The organism is Thiomicrospira sp. S5 (assembly GCF_003991075.1).
GTDB classification, from domain to species: domain Bacteria; phylum Pseudomonadota; class Gammaproteobacteria; order Thiomicrospirales; family Thiomicrospiraceae; genus Hydrogenovibrio; species Hydrogenovibrio thermophilus.
Genome location: NZ_CP014470.1, coordinates 1963131 through 1981673 on the forward strand (window position 1 = coordinate 1963131; position 18543 = coordinate 1981673).

Genomic DNA, 18543 nt, shown 5'->3' on the forward strand with positions numbered 1-18543 from the left:
CAAAAATCACTTTTCCAATCGCTTTTTCTATCTTATAATTTCTGTAACAAAAATCAAAACAATAAAAGCCAAAATGATATGAAACACTCTGAGTCTAAAAAACAAAGCGGCGGCGCCCGCAAAGGGGCCGGCCGCAAAAAAGGGTCCGGCAAGTTCGGTGAAGACACCAAAGTCATTCGCGTGCCGGAATCAAAGGTTTCCGTCGTCAAAAGCTGGCTATCCAACCAAGCCGAACAAGAGTTGCAACAGCGCCAGCTACAAACCGCACAAGCCATGGCGGGCGACAAACTGACGATTCATGTGCCGGAAATCGGCGACGAGGTTCCACTCCCCTTGCATAGCCATAAAGTCGTGGCTGGCTTTCCCAGTCCGGCCGACGACTATATCGAAACCCGACTCGACCTCAATAGCAAGCTGATTCAAAACAAAAGCAGCACTTTTCTGCTCACGGTTCAGGGCGACTCCATGAAAAAAATCGGCATACAGGACGGCGACATTCTGGTAGTGGATCGCAGCCTGGAACCCAAAGACGGTAAAGTCGTCATCGCCGCACTGGACGGTGAGCTGACCGTCAAACGGCTTTCCATCAAATCCACCGGCACCTGGCTGGTGCCGGAAAACGACCATTACCCGCCTATTCCAGTCCGCGAAGAATCGGATATATTCATTTGGGGCGTGGTCACCGCCACCATCAAACAATTCTAAGAATCTCCAAAACGGCCAGGCCTGGGTGTTTTTATGACAGATATTGCATGCATTCGCTTGAGTCGTGCTCGGCTCAATGCTATATTGCAATCATCAATACAAATCTTGAGGGATTATTGAGTCGCCATGCATTGCTGTAAAAAGATTTTTTTGGTCTTCTTGTCCTTCATATTCATCTCTTTAAACGGATGCAGCGATTCATCGAACGCAACGCCGAAGTTGCAATATGCCGACACGCCCCCGATTCTGGAAAATGTCTATATTTTCGGCGTTCATCCGCTCCACAACCCCAAACGCCTGTTCGAAATCTATCAACCGATGGTCGATTACATCAATGCGCGTCTCGAAGGTGGCCAATTACGTTTGGAGGCCTCCCGAAATTACCGCGCCTATAACGAGAAGCTGTTTCACGGCCATTTCGATTTCGCACTCCCAAACCCTTACCAAACCGTCGCATCCTTAAAGCATGGCTACAGCGTGTTCGGAAAGATGGCGGACGATGCGAATTTCCGCGGCATCATTCTGGTCCGAAAAGACAGTTCGATTCGAAAGGTCAGCGACCTGAAAGGCAAATCGGTAAGTTATCCAGCCCCTACCGCGCTGGCCGCGACCATCATGCCTCAGTGGTATTTGCATGAACACGGCTTGAACATCAATCAGGACATCACCAATCATTATGTCGGTTCGCAGGAGTCGTCCATCATGAACGTCTATCTCGGCAAAACCGACGCCGCCTCCACCTGGCCACCGCCATGGCAAGCCTTTATCAAGGAACGGCCGGAAGTGGCCGAAAAGGTCATGGTCAAATGGGAAACGCCGCACTTGGTCAACAACGGTTTGGTGGTGAAAGAAAATGTCCCCGAAAAAATCCTTCAACAGGTCGGTCACATCATCTTTCATTTGCAAGATACGCCGGAAGGCCAAACCATCCTGTCGTCCATGGAGCTGAGTCATTACGAACCGGCCACCAATACGACTTACCAACCGGTCGAAACCTTTTTGGCCGAATTTGAAAAAGACGTCCGCCCAATCAGGTTGCAACCATGAATACCCTTATCCAGAAGCTTTGGAATCAAAGCATCCGTAACCAACTAATCTTAGGCACCGCCGGCATACTTACCTTGCTGATCAGCGTCTTTTCCTATTTCACCATCCATAACCACAGCGATTTCCTGCACAAAGAAGCCATGGCCGAAACCCAGGACCGCAGCCTCATGCTCGCGGTTAATAGCCAGGTATGGGTCATGGCCAACGACTACGTCGGCCTGGAAGAAGTCATCTCCAATTTCGAAATCTACAAAGACCTTATCTACGCCGCCGTCATCAATATGGATGGAAAAGTCATTGCCCACACCGATAAAGAACGCATCGGGCAATACGTCTCCGACAAAGCCCGTGTCAATTATCTCAAGCACCTGCTGGCCCAAAAACACCAGCTGTCGGACCGCGCCACCATCATCAGCCAAAATGAACATCATATCGACCTGGCCCGGCCGATTCGTCACAACAACCACTACATCGGCTGGGTGGAACTGCGCACCGACCAAACCCAGCGCCAGGAAAGTATTTCAGCCACCATTCGTAACAGTTTGCTCTTCACGTTTGGCGCCCTACTGATTGGTCTATTGGTCTCCTTCTTGACCGCCAAAAGCCTGACCGACCCGCTTTACCGCCTGATCGACACCATGAAACGCATCCGAAAAGGCGATAAAGACGCTATGGCCGACGAAAACGGCGTCGCAGAAGTCGGTCAACTGTCACACGAGTTCAACCTCATGCTGGGCACCTTGAAACAAAACGAAGAAGAACTGCAGCGCACGCAGAAAAACCTACGCCAGGATATCCGACAACGCGTTAAGGTCGAAAAAGAAATCCGAGACCTGAATGACAATCTGGAAACCATCGTTCAAGACCGTACCAAAGCGCTGGAAGAAGAAAAAGAGAAAGCCGAGGCCTCCAACCGTGCCAAAAGCGCATTCCTCGCCAATATGAGCCACGAACTGCGCACCCCCTTGAACGCCATACTCGGTTTCTCGACCTTGATGACCCAAAGCTCCGACATTCCGGAAACCGAAAAGGATAACCTGAAAATCATCAACCATTCCGGCGAACACCTGTTGCAACTGGTCAATGATGTCCTGGACATGTCGAAAATCGAAGCCGGCCATGTCCGCCTGGATGCCGAAGATTTCGACCTGGGCGAATTGATTCGAAACATCACCGACATGATGCGCATCCGTGCCTCCGAAAAAGGCTTGCAACTGCTGGTCGATCAAACCTCGAAATTTCCACGTATCATCCACGGCGATGCCCCGAAACTGCGCCAAATCCTCATCAACCTGCTGAGCAACGCCATCAAATTCACCAATCAGGGCGGCATCACCCTTCGACTCGACACGCTGGAAGACGACGACTGCAATCTCGTGCTCAAGTTTGAAGTCGAAGACAGTGGCACCGGCATCGAACAAAAAGACATCGAACGCATCTTCATGCCGTTTGAACAGCTCGCCAACGCCACCTCGCAAAAAGGTACCGGGCTTGGTTTGGCGATTACGCGCCAGTTCGTCAATATGATGGGCGGCGACATCCACGTACAGTCCAAACCCGATGAAGGTTCCATTTTCTCGTTCAGCATTCAGGTCAAACACGCCACCACCGACGTGGATCTTATCAGTCATGGCGGCCCGGGCGGAAAGACCGTAATCAGCCTGGCCGACGGCGAACCCGAGTGGCGTATTCTGGTGGTGGAGGACCAGCTGGAAAATCAATTGCTGATTCAAAAAATCCTCAAACAAATCGGCTTCCAGGTCAAAATTGCCGAAAACGGCGCCAAAGGGATTGAACTTTTTCAAACCTGGCAGCCCCACTTTATCTGGATGGATCGCCGTATGCCGGTCATGGACGGACTCACCGCCACTCGTAAAATCCGCCAACTGCCCGGCGGGGACCAAGTCAAAATCGTTGCCTTGACCGCATCGGTTTTCAAGGACCAGCGCGACGAAGTCATGGAAGCCGGTTCGGATGACTTTGTGCGTAAACCTTACCGCCCGGAAGAACTCTATGATTGCATGGCACGTCACCTCCCCTTGCATTACCGCTACGCCGAAGACGGTGAATTGGAAGACGAAGGTTCCAAGCTGTTGAATCTGTCGACGCAGGATATGGCCCAACTGTCGGAGACGCTACGGGACAGTCTCTATCGCGCAGCCGTTATCGGTGACGCTCAAAGCATTACCGAGATTATCCAGACCTTACCGGAAGCCCAAATCGCTCTGGCAAGCGGCTTACGCAAACTGGTGGATGCCTATCGTTTCGACTTGATTATGGAATTAACGAAAACCGAGACCAAAACGGATACGTAATTTAACAATTCAAATTTTCATGAATAGAAATTACAATGAAAACACGCCACCTGGCAATCTGCGACTTCCAACGCCGATTGCATCGTGCCATTACCGGAAGGAGTGCTTGTGAGTCACACATCACCCAGACAGCATGAAATTCTTGTTGTTGACGACATCGCCGCCAACCTCAAGTTATTGAGCAACATTCTGGCCGACGAACACTACAACGTTCGTGTCGCCATCAATGGTCAGATGGCACTCGCCTCGATTCATGCCCAAAAACCGGATTTGGTCTTGTTGGACATCAAAATGCCCGATATGGACGGATTCGAAGTCTGTAAACGCCTCAAAGCCGAACCGGAAACCGCCAGCATTCCCATTATCTTCATCAGCGCCCTCAATGAAACCGAAGGCAAAGTCGACGCCTTCCGTGCCGGTGGCGTCGACTACATCACCAAACCCTTCGCCAACGAAGAAGTCTTGGCGCGCGTTCACACTCACCTGGAACTGAACGACTACAAAAACCATCTGGAAGAAAAAGTCAGTCAAGCCGTCTCTGAAATTCAAAACCTCAACGACGAGTTGGAAGCAACCCAAAAAGAAGTCATCTATATGATGGGTGCCGCCATTGACGAACGCTCACACGAAACCGGGTTACACGTGGTTCGCGTGGCCGAGACCGCCAAACGGCTCGCCACGTTGCACGGCGTGGAAGCCGACACCATCGATTTGATTTACCGCGCCGCGCCCATGCACGACATCGGCAAAGTGGCCATTCCAGACGCCATCCTCAACAAACCGGGCAAATTGACGGACGACGAAATGGCCATGATGAAAACCCACAGCCAAATCGGTTACGACATTCTCAAATACTCCAAACGCTCCGTCCTGCAAATGGCCGCCATCATTGCACAGCAACATCACGAACGCTTTGACGGCTTCGGCTACCCGAATGGCTTAAAAGGCAAAGACATCCACATCGCCGGCCGAGTATGCGCCCTGGCCGACGTATTCGACGCCCTCAGCCACGAACGCGTTTACAAACCCGCTTGGGAACCCGAACAAGTACGAGACTATTTTCGCGAACAAAAGGGCAAAGCCTTCGACCCCGACTTAGCCGAGCTTTTCCTGCAAAACTTCGACGACTTCCTCGACATCAACCGACGCTTTAAAGACGAATAGCAATAAACAAAACGGCCAGGCTGGCTGTTGATTAAGATGAGGTTTTCGCCGCAATTTTGGTTTAAGTTAAATCAGAAGAGGTAATACAACACTCCCCTTCTCAAAATAATTTGATTCCAATTTCTGATTACACTAAGATGCAGACATTCAAAAAAATAAGTAATTATTACCATGATTGAACTCATTTTATTTTTGTTTGGCGCTCTAGTTTTACTTTCTATTTTGTATTTTTTTAGCCTTGCTCATAAAAAGAAGTCCGCTACGTCTTCAGGCCAAGAGCAAAGAAAACATCCCATTAAATACAAGCCTCAGACTCAGCTTTTCACTGCAACCGAAAAGAAGTTTCTATCGGTTTTAGAATCCATCGCGGGCGATGAATTAAAGATTTTTGGCAAAGTCAGGGTTTCCGATATTCTGACACCGGCCGTCAATAAGTTTGAAAAAAGAAGCGGCTGGCATTGGCTTTTTTCTCAAATTAGTCAAAAGCACATCGATTTTGTGATTACAGATCAAAACTTAAACTTGCTCTGTGCCGTTGAGCTGAACGACCCGTCACATCAAAGAAAGGACCGGAAGACTAGAGACCAGTTCATTTTAGAAGCCTTTCAAAGTGCCAACGTACCTTTAGTCATGATCAATACACAGCATAAATATTTGGAAGAACACATTGCTGAGACAATTGCCAATAAAATTGTTTACCCTGGCTAGGGATCAAACCATCAAAAAGCTTTCCCATAAAAACTGGATTTAAATGGTTAAAACGGCCAGGCCTGGCCGTTTTTGAAGGGATTACGAAATTAATCCGGGAAAGTCCTTGAAATATTCTCGTAACACTCTATAATACGCCACATCAATTGATGCGGGGTGGAGCAGCTTGGTAGCTCGTCGGGCTCATAACCCGAAGGTCGTTGGTTCAAATCCAGCCCCCGCTACCAAATTTCTAGAAAGCCAGACATTCATTACTTTAACAAAAGTTTTGAAGTCTGGCTTTTTTATTGCCCAAAATTTGTCTTTAGAAACAATCCATTACAAATCAACCAAACACTTTGCTGGAAAAATCGACTGTCGGTAAGGTTTCAAAACCCGGCTTGGCAAAATAGTACCCTTGCATTAACTCCACGCCCGCTTCCTTGAAATACAGCGCCTCTTCTTCCTGCTCGATTCCCTCGGCCAATAACGTAAAATTCAAATCGGTGGCAATCGAAGCCAGTCCTTTAAAAATGGATTGTTTGACGGTATCACGATGAATGTCCGTAACGAGATTCATATCAATTTTCAGGATATTGGGAACGAACCGCGATAAGGTGTTTAGACCTGCGTGCCCGGCGCCGAAATCATCAAGGGCGGTGATAAAGCCCGTTTTTTGATAATAATCGAAAATCTCGGTCATGTGGTCCAAATCATACACCTGTTCGGATTCGGTGATTTCAAACATGATCCGTTCAATCGGGAAATCGTTGGCTTCTGCGGCTTTCAGGGTGCTTTGAATGCAGTGTTCCGGCTCATAGACAGCATTGGGTAAGAAATTAATGCTGATCACTTGCTGCAGGTTCAATTTCGCCGCCAAACCAATCGCCTTCACGCGGCAGGCCTGGTCAAAAGCGTAACGGTTATCGGCCCCCACCTGATTCAAGATAGAAAACGCCCCTTGCCCTTCTGTACCGCGAACCAAAGCCTCATAACCAAAAATCGTGGCTTCGCGCACATTCACAATGGGTTGAAAAGCAAACGAAAACTCAAACCCTAAATCTTTATGGCATTGTGAACAGCCTTTGCCAGCGGTTTCGACTGTAATGGATGGTTTCATAATGAACTCAAAAAATCTAAATCGATGAGGTTCAATATTAAGCGATTAGACGGTAAAAGCAAGGAGGATGATAATCAGGCCAGACAGGCCTGATTCGAGAATGGATCAAACAGATGTTGATTTAAACGGACGATTAAGCCGCTTGTTTCTTACCGCGCGCCTTGTCCAAAAACATTTTCAGGTTGTAGCGGTAGATAAACCCTGGGAAAGAGAAGATGGCGAACATAAAGAACGTCACCACATAGAATTCCCATTCTTGGGGTTTGACATGCCCCATCGCTTTGTCTTCCAGCAGATAAGCGAAAATGCCGGTCACCAAGAAATACAAGAACCATTCAGCAAAGTTAAACCAAATCGATTTGGCTTTTTGAACCGGGATAAAGATAAACACTCGATTGGACAGAATCCAAGGAATATTCGCTAAAACGATGGCCGTGACCAACAAAACCCAAACAGCGGTGTCGACTGTCATAACAACACTCCTTCAAGCAAAAAAGCCCGTTTGGAAACGGGCTTCGGATTAATCTTACAAACTATTGTAGCACAGCGTAATCAATGGCGACGGCATCAGACCGAGCAACAGCAAGGCAATGGAAACAAAGCTCACCGCCCAGTTCAGCTGATTGCTGATCGGCTCGATTTTAGCGTTATCGTCCGGCTCGTCAAAGTACATGACCTTAACCACTTTCAAGTAGTAGAAGGCACTGATGACGGCGGTCACCACGGCCAGAATCGCCAACCAAGTGAAGCCGGCGGCCACCACTTCTTCAATCACTAGGACTTTCGCATAGAAGCCGACGAACGGCGGAATCCCCGCCATGGAGAACATGACGAATAACATCATCAACGCCAACCAAGGGTTGCGCTTGTTCATGCCTTTGAAGTCCGCGATCAAATCAAACTCGTTGCCGGTTCTCGCCAAAGCGGTAATCATACCGAACCCGGCGACGGCCGTGATGGCGTAGACGATGACATAGAACATCGCCGCAGAATAGCCGTCCGGATTGGCGGCGATAATGCCCAACAATAGGAAACCGACGTGCCCGATACCGGAATACGCCAATAGACGTTTCAGGTTATCCTGCACCAGGGTGATGACGGCACCGACAATCAACGACAAGATCGAAATCATGATAATCAACGATTGCCAATCTTCCACCAGGCCTGGCAGACCTTCCACCAACAAACGATACATGATGGCAAAGGCTGCCAGTTTTGGCGCCGTACCAATGTACAGCGTCACCGCCGTTGGCGCACCGTGATAAACGTCCGGTACCCACATGTGGAACGGTACCGCCCCCAGTTTAAATGCCAAACCGATCACCACGAAGACCACACCAAAAGACAGAACCACGTGATCCACATTGCCAGAGGCAATGACTTCAGCCATTTCATTGAACTGAATGGTGCCGGTCGCACCGTAAAGCATCGAGAAGCCATACAACAACATACCGGTGGCCAATGCGCCCAATACGAAGTATTTCATGGCGGATTCCAAGGCAAACTGGTTGTCTTTACGCATGGCGACCATGGCATAAATCGCCAAGGACATGATTTCCAGTCCCAGGTACAAGGTAATCAGGTTATAAGCGGACACCATGACAAACATGCCCAGCACACCGAACAACCCTAAGGTGAAATACTCACCGCGATAGAATTTCTGCTGCAGAAGATATTCTTTCGAGAACAGGAAAATCCCCATCGAGATAATGACGATGAACAGCTTCAGCACATCGCCGAAAGCGTCACGCACAAAACTCCCGTCGAACGTCAGCACTTGCTCCACGGTGAAGCTGGTCCAAACCAAATAACCGACGACCAACAAAATCAACTGAGTGGCATAATAGGTTGCGAATTCGCTACGCTTAGACCAGATAGTGTCTGCAACCAACAACAAAGACGTCAGGGTCAATAAGACAATCTCTGGAATTGCAGGGGTAAAACTGGGAATAACAAAGTTCATACGATTAACTCACCTATTGTTTCTTATAGTTTTGACGTGGTCGCTTGAATCAGCAGATTGGCCACCGAAGAATGCATCACTTCAATCAATGGAGCCGGGTAGACACCCAACAGCACAACCGCCACGGCAAGTGTCGCCATAATTGCGAATTCGCGTTTGTTCAAATCTTGCAAGGTTCCGACGTTGTCGTTGGCCACCGCACCAAAGAAGACACGCTTCACCATCCACAGGGTATAAGCCGCGCCGATAATCAAGGTGGAAGCCGCAATCACGCCGTACCAGACATTCGCTTTGAATGAGGCCAGGATAACCATGAATTCACCCACGAACCCGGACGTGCCCGGCAAACCGGCGTTCGCCATCGCAAACAACACGGCAAAGAAGCCGAACCACGGCATGGTGTTCACCACCCCGCCGTAAGCGGAAATTTCACGGGTATGCATACGGTCATACAAGACACCGATCATCAAGAACATCGCGCCGGAAATGAAACCGTGGGAAATCATTTGAATCATGGCCCCTTCCATCCCGATCATCGACCCTTGGATGGAGCCGGTGTTTTGAACGATGTCATACACCAGGAACATACCGATGGTCACGAAGCCCATGTGGGAAATCGAGGAATAGGCCACCAATTTCTTCATGTCGGACTGCACCATGGCCACCAGACCGATGTAGAAAATCGCAATCAACGACAGAACGATGACCAGCCAATCCAATTCCATGGCCGCATCCGGTGTAATCGGCAAACTGAAACGCACGAAGCCGTAGCCACCCATTTTCAGCATGATGGCCGCCAGCACCACGGAACCGGCCGTTGGTGCTTGAACGTGCGCATCCGGCAACCAAGTATGCACCGGGAACATCGGCACCTTGACCGCGAAGGCAATCAAGAATGCCAGGAAAATCAGAATCTGCGCCATGTGCGACAAGGACATGGTATGGAAATCCAAAATCGAGAAGCTGCCAGACTGAAAGTACATATACAGGAACGCCACCAGCATGAAGACCGACCCGAAGAAGGTATACAAGAAGAACTTGATGGTCGCGTAAACTCGGTTCGGTCCACCCCACTTACCGATGACAATGAACATCGGAATCAACAGCGCTTCCCAGAACACATAGAACAGAATCCCGTCTAAAGCAACGAAGACCCCAATCATCAGGCCTTGCATAATCATAAAGGCGCCCATGTATTGTTCGACACGCTCTTTAATCACGTCCCAGGCCGACGCAATCACCAGAATCTGGGTAAAGGTCGTCAACAAGACCAGCGGCATGGACAAGCCGTCCACACCCAGGCTGTAATAAATATTGAACTGCGGAATCCACTCGACTCGCTCGACGAACTGCATCGCCGAGGTGGTGGTATCAAAATTCGTCCACAGCGGAATCGAGCACAGAAAGGTAACGACAGAAATAAAAAGCGCAAACCATTTCGCAAACGCATCTCGATTCGATCCCACGAATAAAATCAGTAAACCGCCCAGAATGGGTAACCAAATCAGGGTACTTAAAATAGGCAAATCGAAAATCATGTTATGTAATTCCCTTCTCTTTTATTTCTTATCATCATTACCAAAGTACCCAAACCAGCATCGCCAGCAGGCCGAAAATCATCACGAATGCATAGTGGTATAGATAACCGGTTTGGCTCAATCTCAACGCTCCAGCCGCATTCGCGATGGACGTGAAGGTATTGGTCACAATCCCGGTATCGATCACTTTGACATCGATGCCCTTCCAGAAGAAGTCACCCAGCTTGCGCGCACCGTTCACGAACACAATCTCGTTCAAACGGTCAAAGCCGTAAGCATTATCCAATACATAGGCGCCACGCGGGCAGGCCTGGCGGATTTTGACTGGCCATTCCGGTTTCTTCAGATAGAACAACCAGGCCAGGAACACACCGGACAAGGCCAGAATCACCGGCGCCGTCGTCAAGGAGTGCAGAATCATATCAATCACGCCGTGGTATTGCTCAGCGTAAATTTTGCCCAGCACGTCATGTTGTGGCAGAACCGTAATCGCATCACCGAAGTAAGCGCCGGAGAAAATACCACCTACCAGCGGAATCCCCATCACGGCCGCTGGAATCGCCAACATAATCAATGGAATCGTCACCACCTTAGGCGATTCGGTGATTTTGTGGCTCTTCACGTACTCCGACTCCTCGCCATGGAAAACGACAAAGAACATACGGAAGCTGTAGAAGGCCGTGACAAAAACACTGATCAACAACAAGACCTGGGCATAACCCGCACCGAAGATTTCGGTCTGGTCGGTTGCCATCAAGATACTGTCTTTCGAGAAGAACCCGGAGAAACCTGGGAAACCAATCAACGCCAAGGAACCGATCAACAACGCCCAATAGGTGATTGGCATGTGCTTACGCAGGCCGCCCATTTGACGAATATCCTGGATATGGTGCATCGCGATGATGACCGACCCGGCCGCCAAGAACAGCAAGGCTTTAAAGAAGGCGTGCGTCAAAACATGGAACATGCCCGCCGCGTAAGCGGACGCACCCAGTGCGGCGACCATGTAACCCAATTGGGACAAGGTCGAGTAGGCCACCACGCGTTTGATGTCGTTCTGAACAATCCCCAGAACCCCCATCATAAAGGCGGTGGTCGCCCCGATAATCAAAATCACACTCAAAGCCACTTCGGACAATTCATAGGCCGGCGACAAACGTGCCACCATGAAGATACCGGCCGTTACCATGGTTGCGGCGTGAATCAAAGCGGAAATCGGTGTCGGACCTTCCATCGATTCCGGCAGCCAAACGTGCAATGGCATTTGCGCCGATTTACCCATGGCCCCCACGAACAACAGCAAACACAGAACGGTGATCATCGACCATTCCACGCCTGGGAAGAAACTCATTTGAACGTGCTTGTTCGCTTCCAGCCCGGCAAAGAACTCTTCGTAATCCAAGGTATTGAAATACATGACCACAACCGCAATCCCCAAGATGAAACCGAAGTCACCGACACGGTTCACCAGGAAGGCTTTCAAATTGGCCTGAATCGCCGATTCGCGTTTCATGTAGAAACCGATCAACAGGTAAGACACCAAGCCCACGGCTTCCCAACCGAAGAACAACTGCAGGAAGTTGTTCGCCATCACCAAGGACAGCATCGAGAAGGTGAACAAAGAAATATAGCTGAAGAAACGCTGATAATACGGATTGTTATGATCGTAGTCTTCGTCATGATCCATATAACCGATGGTATAGATGTGAACCATCAAGGAAACGAACGTGACCACCAGCATCATCGTGGCGGACAAACGATCGATCATGTAACCGATTTCGAATTTAATGCCGTCCGACACCAACCAGGTGTAGAGCGAGACATTGTAAGTCGCATGGCCTTCAAAGATGAACAGCCAGAAAACGTAAGCCGACAGGATGGTGGATACCGCCACACCGAAAATCGTCACCGTGTGGGCACCACGTCGCCCAATCTGGCGCCCGAACAAACCGGCCGCCACGGCGCCAAACAATGGCGACAAAAGGATAATCGTTAATAGAAATTTTAATAGCATTGTTGTTATTACCCTTTCATTGAACCTAAATCATCAACATTGATACTTTTTCGATTACGGAAGACCAATACGATGATGGCCAAACCAATCGCCGCTTCAGCGGCCGCAACCGTTAGGATGAAAAAGACAAAAATCTGTCCGGTAACATCATTCAAGAAGTGCGAGAACGCCACCAAATTGGTGTTGACGGCGAGCAATAATAATTCAATCGACATCAATAATACGATGACGTTTTTACGGTTCAGGAAAATCCCCGCCATGCTGATCATGAAAAGAATCGCACCGAAAATTAAGTAATCCGATAAAGCTATCATCAGTCTTCCTCCTTCGCAGGGATGTCTTTCTCGACCACCGCGTCCATTTTGACCATTTTGAAACGCTCAGAAGCCTGAACCTTAACCTGTTTGTCGATGTCTTGATACAACACCTCTTTCGGCGCTCGACGACGCAATGTCAGCGTGATGGCCGCGACAATCCCGACCAATAACAACACCGCCGCCAAAATAAAGGCATAAGCATGCTCTGTGTACAATGGCACCGCAATCGACAAGGTGTTGCTGTCTTCCGCACCGACTTGCGCCGGTGCCGCATAGTGTTCCAAACCGAAACGCTCTGGCCCCAACACCAAATACATCAGGGCAAAAATCGCCAGGCCTGCCAGAACACCTAAAGGTAAATAACGGGTAAACCCTTCTTTTAAACGTGCGATATTGATGTCCAACATCATCACCACGAACAAGAACAGCACCATCACCGCCCCGACGTAAACCAGAATCAATACCAGCCCCAAGAACTCCGCTTGAGCCGTCAACCAGACACCGGCGGTTGCAATAAACGCCAATACCAACCAAAGTGCGGCTTTAACCGGGTTTTTCACACTGATGACCATCAGACCGGAAAAAACAGAAATTGCCGCTAATAGATAAAAAATAAATTGCTCAAAAGTCATTGAATACAGTCTCTTTATTAACGGTACTTCGCATCCGCTGCTCGGTCGGCAGCAATTTGCTCTTCGTGTTTATCACCAAAGGCCAGGAGTTTTTCCTTAGTCATGATGTGCGGTCCTCTTTCGTGGAATTCGTACTCGAACACGCGCGTTTCCACAATCGCATCCACCGGGCAGGCTTCTTCACAGAAACCGCAGTAGATGCATTTGAACATGTCGATGTCATACTGAGTGGTACGGCGGCTGCCGTCTTCACGCTCTTCCGACTCGATGGTGATGGCGTTGGCCGGACAAACGGCTTCGCACAATTTACAGGCGATACAACGTTCTTCACCATTTTCATAACGACGCAACGCGTGATGACCACGGAAACGCGGTGACAGCGGCGTAGTCTCTTCCGGATAACGGACGGTAATTTTCTTTTTGAACAGATATTTACCGGTGACCGCCAACCCTTTGAACAATTCGGTCAATCCAAAGGTTTTTACTTGATGTTTGATAAATGCAATCATGACGAACCTCTTTAATTGAACCACGGGCCAAATTTAAAATATTCCATCACGCCGACCACAAAGACCCAGACGATGGTGACCGGAATCAACACCTTCCAGCCCAAACGCATGATTTGGTCATAACGGTAACGCGGGAAAGTCGCACGGAACCAGAGGAATAAGAACAATAGGAAAGCTACTTTCGCAAACAGCCAGATAAAGCCCGGCACCCATGCAAACGCGGCTTCCAACCCAGGAATGCCTTCAAACGGTGACAACCAGCCACCCATGAACATGATGGCGGTCATGAATGAAATCAGGATCATCATGGCGTATTCCGCCAGGAAGAAGACCGCAAAGGCCATACCGGAATACTCAACGTGGAAACCGGCGACGATTTCAGACTCCCCTTCCGCCACATCGAATGGCGCACGGTTGGTTTCCGCCACACCGGAAATGAAATAAACGAAGAACATCGGCAACAGTGGAATCCAGTACCAGTGCCAGAAACCGCCTTGCTGACCGTTGACGATAGCCGTCAAATTCATGCTGTCGGCGACCATCAAAACCGTGACCAGTGCGAAGCCCATCGCGATTTCATACGAAATTTTCTGTGCGGAAGCACGCATCGCCCCCAGGAAAGCGTACTTGGAGTTGGAAGCCCAACCGGAAATAATCACCCCGTACACCCCAATCGACGCCACGGCTAAGACATACAGCACACCGGCATTGATATCAGACACCACCACGCCGTTATCGTCGAACGGAATCACCGCCCAAGCGGCCACGGCTGGCGCAATGGTCAAAATCGGTGCCACGACGAACAGATATAAGTTCGACTGGGACGGCATCACGATTTCTTTGAACATCAGCTTTAAGGCATCGGCAATCGGTTGCAACCAACCTTTCGGCCCAACACGGTTCGGCCCCATACGCACCTGCATGTAACCGATCACTTTACGCTCCGCGAACGTCAACCAGGCCACCGCCAGCATCACCGGCAAGATGACCGCCACGGCTTGCAGCAATAAGGTAATTAAAATGGCCAACCAGTCAAATAAAAAGGAAGAAAGCCAAGCTTGTAACGCATCAAACATATTATTTATACCCTCTACCTTTAATTTGCCACAGCCTGAGCATCCGGCGTCGCTTGCAAGGACGGCGAACGTCTCACCAGCGAATCGACTTGATACATTGAAATCCATTGCGTACCGATCAGGTCAATGTTCTCCGGCATTTCAAATGCCATACCGGAGACATCAACCGGACGCAATTCGTCCGACACTTCTGCAAACACTTGGTTGCTGTGTGTGTAATCAAACCCTTCCAATTCCAACAGGTTGCCCAGCACACGCATGATTTTCCATGCCGCTTTCGCCTCACCGGCCGGCTCAACCGCCATCTTGAAGGATTGCTTCAGGCCGCAGGCATTCACGAAGGTTCCGGCGGTTTCCGCAAAGGAAGCGATTGGCAGCATGACATCGGCGTATTCGCGCTGAGCATCGCTGTCGAATAGGGTGAAATTAATGACACATTCGGCGTTTTGCATCGCTTTCAAAGCGCGCCCACCGTCTTGAATATCTTTTTCAGCTTCCACACCCAAGTTAATGAAACAATTCATGTTTTCAGACAGCATTTCATTGGTATTCAAACCGGCCTTCGGCACAAAACCGGCCATATGGGCACCGACTTCATTCGCGGACATCGGCAGCACATTCAAGGTCGCTCCGGTCGCATCGGCAATCAAACTGGCCAACTTCACCAGTTTCGCGTAATGCGCATCCATCTGTGCAATTTGCCCGACCATAATGGAGGCTTTTTGACCGTCTTTCAGACGCTGAACCGCTTGGCGGTGTGCATCGGTTACGTCAATGGATTTCGACCAGGCCTGGTCGCTTTCGCCATTCAGTTCCAGTGCCGCTTTGGCCAAAGCCGCCAGTTCATTGACCATGTTTTCAGCCACGAATTCCGCTGAAACGTCGTAATTGAAATCGAACGCGACCGGATTGACCGACAGCACGTGTGCGCCGTTCAAAGCAGCCTTACGAACACGATGGTTCAAAAGCGGCAATTCTTTACGCAAATAGCTACCGATCAACAGCACGGAATCCAAAGCTTCCACCTCTTCGAAGGCATGATTCAGTTTCGGTGCCATAATGCCGCCGGAAGCATCCATGTCGAAATCGACCTGACGCAGACGGTGCTCAAGGTTTTCCACGCCCAAGCCGCGGAACAGTTTTTGAGAAATATGCAGTTCTTCCAAAGTCGCGTTCGGAGAGGCAAATACGCCAACTTTTGAAGCGTCTTCCTGCGCATAATGTTTCAGCTTATCGGCCACGAACGCCAACGCGGTTTCCCAGTCAACGGTTTTCCATTGACCTTTTTCCTTGATCATCGGCGTTGTCAAACGATCTGCGGCATTCAAGGCTTCGTACGAAAAGCGATCTCGGTCGGAAATCCAGACTTCATTGATGCTTTCATTTTCAGCCGGTACCACCCGTTTCACTTCGTTGTTTTTGGAGTGAATGATAATGTTGGAACCGATGCTGTCGTGCGGCGCAATGGCTTTATGCGACTTCAACTCCCACGGACGGGCGGAATAACGGAAAGGTTTCGAGGTCAAGGCCCCCACCGGACACAAGTCAATCATGTTGCCGGACATTTCGGAAGTAACGGAACGCTCAATGTAGGTGCCGATTTCCATCCACTCGCTTCGTCCGGTGGCGCCCAGTTCCATCATTCCGGCCACTTCCTGACCGAAACGCACACAACGGGTGCAGTGAATGCAACGGGTCATGTCGGTGTGAATCAAGGAACCGATGTTCTTATCCCCGAGAATACGCTTGGCTTCGGTGTACTTGGACACGTCATCACCGTATTCCATGGCCACGTCTTGCAGTTCACACTCGCCACCCTGGTCACAAATCGGACAATCCAGCGGGTGGTTGATCAACAAGAATTCCATAACGGATTTTTGCGCCGTCAGCGCTTTGGCCGATTTTGTGTGTACTTTCATCCCGTCAGTGACCGGAGTCGCACACGCCGGTAACGCCTTAGGCGCCCCTTCTACTTCAACCAAACACATCCGGCAGTTCGCCGCGATTGATAGTTTTTTGTGATAACAAAAACGCGGAATCGAAATTTGAGCGTCATCCGCGACATCAATCAGCATGTCGCCTTCATGAGCTTCAACTACTTGTCCGTTAATCTCAATCTTTACCATAATTTCAAACCTAAATTTATTGGGGTATGCATCGACAGCTCAACGCTTATTGTCTGTCGAAAATGCTGCAACCGTGATCGATATAATGACGGAATTCATGTTCAAAGTGTTGCAGGAAACTGCTGACCGGAATCGTCGCAGCATCCCCCAAACCACAAATCACACGCCCCATAATTTTGCCCGAAACGTCTTTGAGCAATTCCAGGTCTTCCGGACGCCCTTTTCCTTGACGGATACGGTGTACCACGCGATACATCCAACCCGTTCCTTCACGGCAAGGTGTACATTGACCGCAAGACTCTTCGTAATAGAACCAGGTCAAACGCTCCAGCGCTTTAACCATATCGGTATGATCATCCATCACCACCACGGAACCCGCACCGAGGAAAGACCCGGCTTTAGCGATGGAATCGTAATCCATATTCATTTCCAGCGCTTTTTCGGCTGGTAAGACAGCGGTTGAAGACCCCCCCGGAATCAGCGCCTTGAATTTTCGGCCTTTCCAGATACCGCCGGCGGCGTCCAACAAATCTTTGAACGGCGTTCCCATGCGGACTTCAAAGTTACCCGGTTTTTCAACGTGACCGGATACCGCAAAACATTTCGTACCGCCGGCATTCTGCACGCCCAGGTCGGAGAACCATTCACCGCCTTTCGCCAAAATAACCGGAATCGATGCCAACGTTTCGGTATTGTTAATGGTGGTTGGTTTACCGTACAACCCGTAACTGGCCGGAAAAGGGGGTTTAAAGCGTGGCTGGCCTTTCTTGCCTTCGATGGACTCGATCAAGGCGGTTTCTTCACCACAGATATAGGCCCCGGCACCCAAATGCGTGTACAAATCGAAATCGAACCCGGAACCCAAAATGTTTTTACCCAGTAACCCGGCTTCTCTCGCTTGATTAATGGCATTATCAAAACGCTTGTAAGGTTCCCAGAATTCGCCACGGATGTAGTTGTAACCGGCGCACGCACCAATGACATAACCGGCAATCATCATCCCTTCCACCAGTTGGTGCGGGTTGTAACGCAAAATATCGCGGTCTTTGAAGGTTCCAGGTTCACCTTCATCCGAATTACACAAAATGTATTTCGGTCCAGGCGCCGCACGGTTCATAAAGCTCCATTTCAGACCGGTCGGAAAACCGGCCCCTCCGCGCCCGCGGATGTTGGAGGTTTTCACTTCATCGATAATTTCTTGCGGCGAAATTTCGCCTGCCAGCACTTTTTTCCAGATTTCGTAACCGCCGTTGGCGATATAGGTTTCAATATCCCAAGGCTTCTCTAGATGATTCAAGCGGTAGCAACATTCATTTAACGGAATCATTTT

At 49.6% G+C, this 18543-nt stretch carries 16 protein-coding genes and 1 tRNA gene; 6 read left to right on the plus strand and 11 right to left on the minus strand.

The window, feature by feature from the left end; translation table 11 throughout:
- The first annotated feature begins 78 nt into the window (after positions 1 to 78).
- The 6 genes from AYJ59_RS09070 (at position 79) to AYJ59_RS09095 (ending at position 6166) form a co-directional block, all read left to right on the plus strand.
- Positions 79 to 705 (plus strand): LexA family protein, encoded by a 627-nt coding sequence (locus AYJ59_RS09070; RefSeq protein ID WP_029937698.1) that lies wholly within the window; start codon positions 79 to 81, stop codon positions 703 to 705.
- A 219-nt stretch (positions 706 to 924) separates the two neighbouring features.
- Positions 925 to 1752, plus strand: coding sequence for a phosphate/phosphite/phosphonate ABC transporter substrate-binding protein (locus AYJ59_RS09075; RefSeq protein WP_206197867.1), 828 nt, complete (start codon positions 925 to 927; stop codon positions 1750 to 1752).
- A complete protein-coding gene (locus tag AYJ59_RS09080; protein ID WP_127119931.1) occupies positions 1749 to 4067 on the plus strand; it encodes an ATP-binding protein in 2319 nt (772 codons plus the stop codon). The genes AYJ59_RS09075 and AYJ59_RS09080 overlap by 4 nt, the downstream gene beginning before the upstream one ends.
- A 108-nt stretch (positions 4068 to 4175) precedes the next feature.
- On the plus strand, positions 4176 to 5231 hold the full coding sequence (locus AYJ59_RS09085) for a response regulator (protein ID WP_038151531.1): 1056 nt from the start codon (positions 4176 to 4178) through the stop codon (positions 5229 to 5231).
- A 171-nt stretch (positions 5232 to 5402) separates the two neighbouring features.
- Positions 5403 to 5939: a DUF2726 domain-containing protein gene (locus tag AYJ59_RS09090; protein ID WP_051673317.1), complete on the plus strand. Its 537-nt coding sequence runs from the start codon at positions 5403 to 5405 to the stop codon at positions 5937 to 5939.
- Between the two features lie 150 nt (positions 5940 to 6089).
- Positions 6090 to 6166, plus strand: a tRNA-Met gene (locus AYJ59_RS09095).
- A 98-nt stretch (positions 6167 to 6264) separates the two neighbouring features.
- Here AYJ59_RS09095 and AYJ59_RS09100 read toward each other — a convergent pair.
- The 11 genes from AYJ59_RS09100 to nuoF form a co-directional block, all read right to left on the minus strand.
- Positions 6265 to 7038 (minus strand): EAL domain-containing protein, encoded by a 774-nt coding sequence (locus AYJ59_RS09100; protein ID WP_029937680.1) that lies wholly within the window; start codon positions 7036 to 7038, stop codon positions 6265 to 6267.
- 133 nt (positions 7039 to 7171) lie between these two features.
- Positions 7172 to 7510, minus strand: a complete 339-nt coding sequence (locus AYJ59_RS09105) for a DUF2818 family protein (protein ID WP_029937679.1) — start codon at positions 7508 to 7510, stop codon at positions 7172 to 7174.
- A 54-nt stretch (positions 7511 to 7564) separates the two neighbouring features.
- On the minus strand, positions 7565 to 9001 hold the full coding sequence (gene nuoN, locus AYJ59_RS09110; RefSeq protein ID WP_029937678.1) for an NADH-quinone oxidoreductase subunit NuoN: 1437 nt from the start codon (positions 8999 to 9001) through the stop codon (positions 7565 to 7567).
- Positions 9002 to 9024: 23 nt separating this feature from the next.
- The gene (locus tag AYJ59_RS09115; protein WP_029937677.1) at positions 9025 to 10539 is read right to left on the minus strand and encodes an NADH-quinone oxidoreductase subunit M; all 1515 of its coding nucleotides are present in this window, start codon (positions 10537 to 10539) and stop codon (positions 9025 to 9027) included.
- A gap of 37 nt (positions 10540 to 10576) precedes the next feature.
- On the minus strand, positions 10577 to 12553 hold the full coding sequence (gene nuoL, locus AYJ59_RS09120) for an NADH-quinone oxidoreductase subunit L (RefSeq protein WP_029937676.1): 1977 nt from the start codon (positions 12551 to 12553) through the stop codon (positions 10577 to 10579).
- Positions 12554 to 12561: 8 nt separating this feature from the next.
- Positions 12562 to 12867 (minus strand): NADH-quinone oxidoreductase subunit NuoK, encoded by a 306-nt coding sequence (nuoK, locus tag AYJ59_RS09125; RefSeq protein WP_029937675.1) that lies wholly within the window; start codon positions 12865 to 12867, stop codon positions 12562 to 12564.
- Positions 12867 to 13502, minus strand: a complete 636-nt coding sequence (locus AYJ59_RS09130) for an NADH-quinone oxidoreductase subunit J (RefSeq protein ID WP_029937674.1) — start codon at positions 13500 to 13502, stop codon at positions 12867 to 12869. Before AYJ59_RS09130 ends, nuoK begins: the two co-directional genes overlap by 1 nt.
- A gap of 17 nt (positions 13503 to 13519) precedes the next feature.
- The gene (gene nuoI / locus AYJ59_RS09135; protein WP_029937673.1) at positions 13520 to 14011 is read right to left on the minus strand and encodes an NADH-quinone oxidoreductase subunit NuoI; all 492 of its coding nucleotides are present in this window, start codon (positions 14009 to 14011) and stop codon (positions 13520 to 13522) included.
- 11 nt (positions 14012 to 14022) lie between these two features.
- On the minus strand, positions 14023 to 15087 hold the full coding sequence (gene nuoH, locus AYJ59_RS09140) for an NADH-quinone oxidoreductase subunit NuoH (RefSeq protein ID WP_029937672.1): 1065 nt from the start codon (positions 15085 to 15087) through the stop codon (positions 14023 to 14025).
- Between the two features lie 20 nt (positions 15088 to 15107).
- Positions 15108 to 17213, minus strand: coding sequence for an NADH-quinone oxidoreductase subunit NuoG (gene nuoG, locus AYJ59_RS09145; RefSeq protein WP_127119932.1), 2106 nt, complete (start codon positions 17211 to 17213; stop codon positions 15108 to 15110).
- Positions 17214 to 17259: 46 nt separating this feature from the next.
- On the minus strand, positions 17260 to 18540 hold the full coding sequence (gene nuoF, locus AYJ59_RS09150; protein WP_029937670.1) for an NADH-quinone oxidoreductase subunit NuoF: 1281 nt from the start codon (positions 18538 to 18540) through the stop codon (positions 17260 to 17262).
- Positions 18541 to 18543: the final 3 nt, after the last annotated feature.

Bases quoted from the DNA above. Each gene is read 5' to 3' on its own strand.
- nuoN (WP_029937678.1), bottom strand. From the start codon at position 9,001: ATGAACTTTGTTATTCCCAGTTTTACCCCTGCAATTCCAGAGATTGTC.
- AYJ59_RS09105 (WP_029937679.1), bottom strand. From the start codon at position 7,510: ATGACAGTCGACACCGCTGTTTGGGTTTTGTTGGTCACGGCCATCGTT.
- nuoI (WP_029937673.1), bottom strand. From the start codon at position 14,011: ATGATTGCATTTATCAAACATCAAGTAAAAACCTTTGGATTGACCGAA.
- nuoK (WP_029937675.1), bottom strand. From the start codon at position 12,867: ATGATAGCTTTATCGGATTACTTAATTTTCGGTGCGATTCTTTTCATG.
- nuoF (WP_029937670.1), bottom strand. From the start codon at position 18,540: ATGATTCCGTTAAATGAATGTTGCTACCGCTTGAATCATCTAGAGAAG.
- AYJ59_RS09080 (WP_127119931.1), top strand. From the start codon at position 1,749: ATGAATACCCTTATCCAGAAGCTTTGGAATCAAAGCATCCGTAACCAA.
- nuoL (WP_029937676.1), bottom strand. From the start codon at position 12,553: ATGCTATTAAAATTTCTATTAACGATTATCCTTTTGTCGCCATTGTTT.
- AYJ59_RS09090 (WP_051673317.1), top strand. From the start codon at position 5,403: ATGATTGAACTCATTTTATTTTTGTTTGGCGCTCTAGTTTTACTTTCT.
- nuoH (WP_029937672.1), bottom strand. From the start codon at position 15,087: ATGTTTGATGCGTTACAAGCTTGGCTTTCTTCCTTTTTATTTGACTGG.
- AYJ59_RS09130 (WP_029937674.1), bottom strand. From the start codon at position 13,502: ATGACTTTTGAGCAATTTATTTTTTATCTATTAGCGGCAATTTCTGTT.
- AYJ59_RS09100 (WP_029937680.1), bottom strand. From the start codon at position 7,038: ATGAAACCATCCATTACAGTCGAAACCGCTGGCAAAGGCTGTTCACAA.
- nuoG (WP_127119932.1), bottom strand. From the start codon at position 17,213: ATGGTAAAGATTGAGATTAACGGACAAGTAGTTGAAGCTCATGAAGGC.
- AYJ59_RS09070 (WP_029937698.1), top strand. From the start codon at position 79: ATGAAACACTCTGAGTCTAAAAAACAAAGCGGCGGCGCCCGCAAAGGG.
- AYJ59_RS09115 (WP_029937677.1), bottom strand. From the start codon at position 10,539: ATGATTTTCGATTTGCCTATTTTAAGTACCCTGATTTGGTTACCCATT.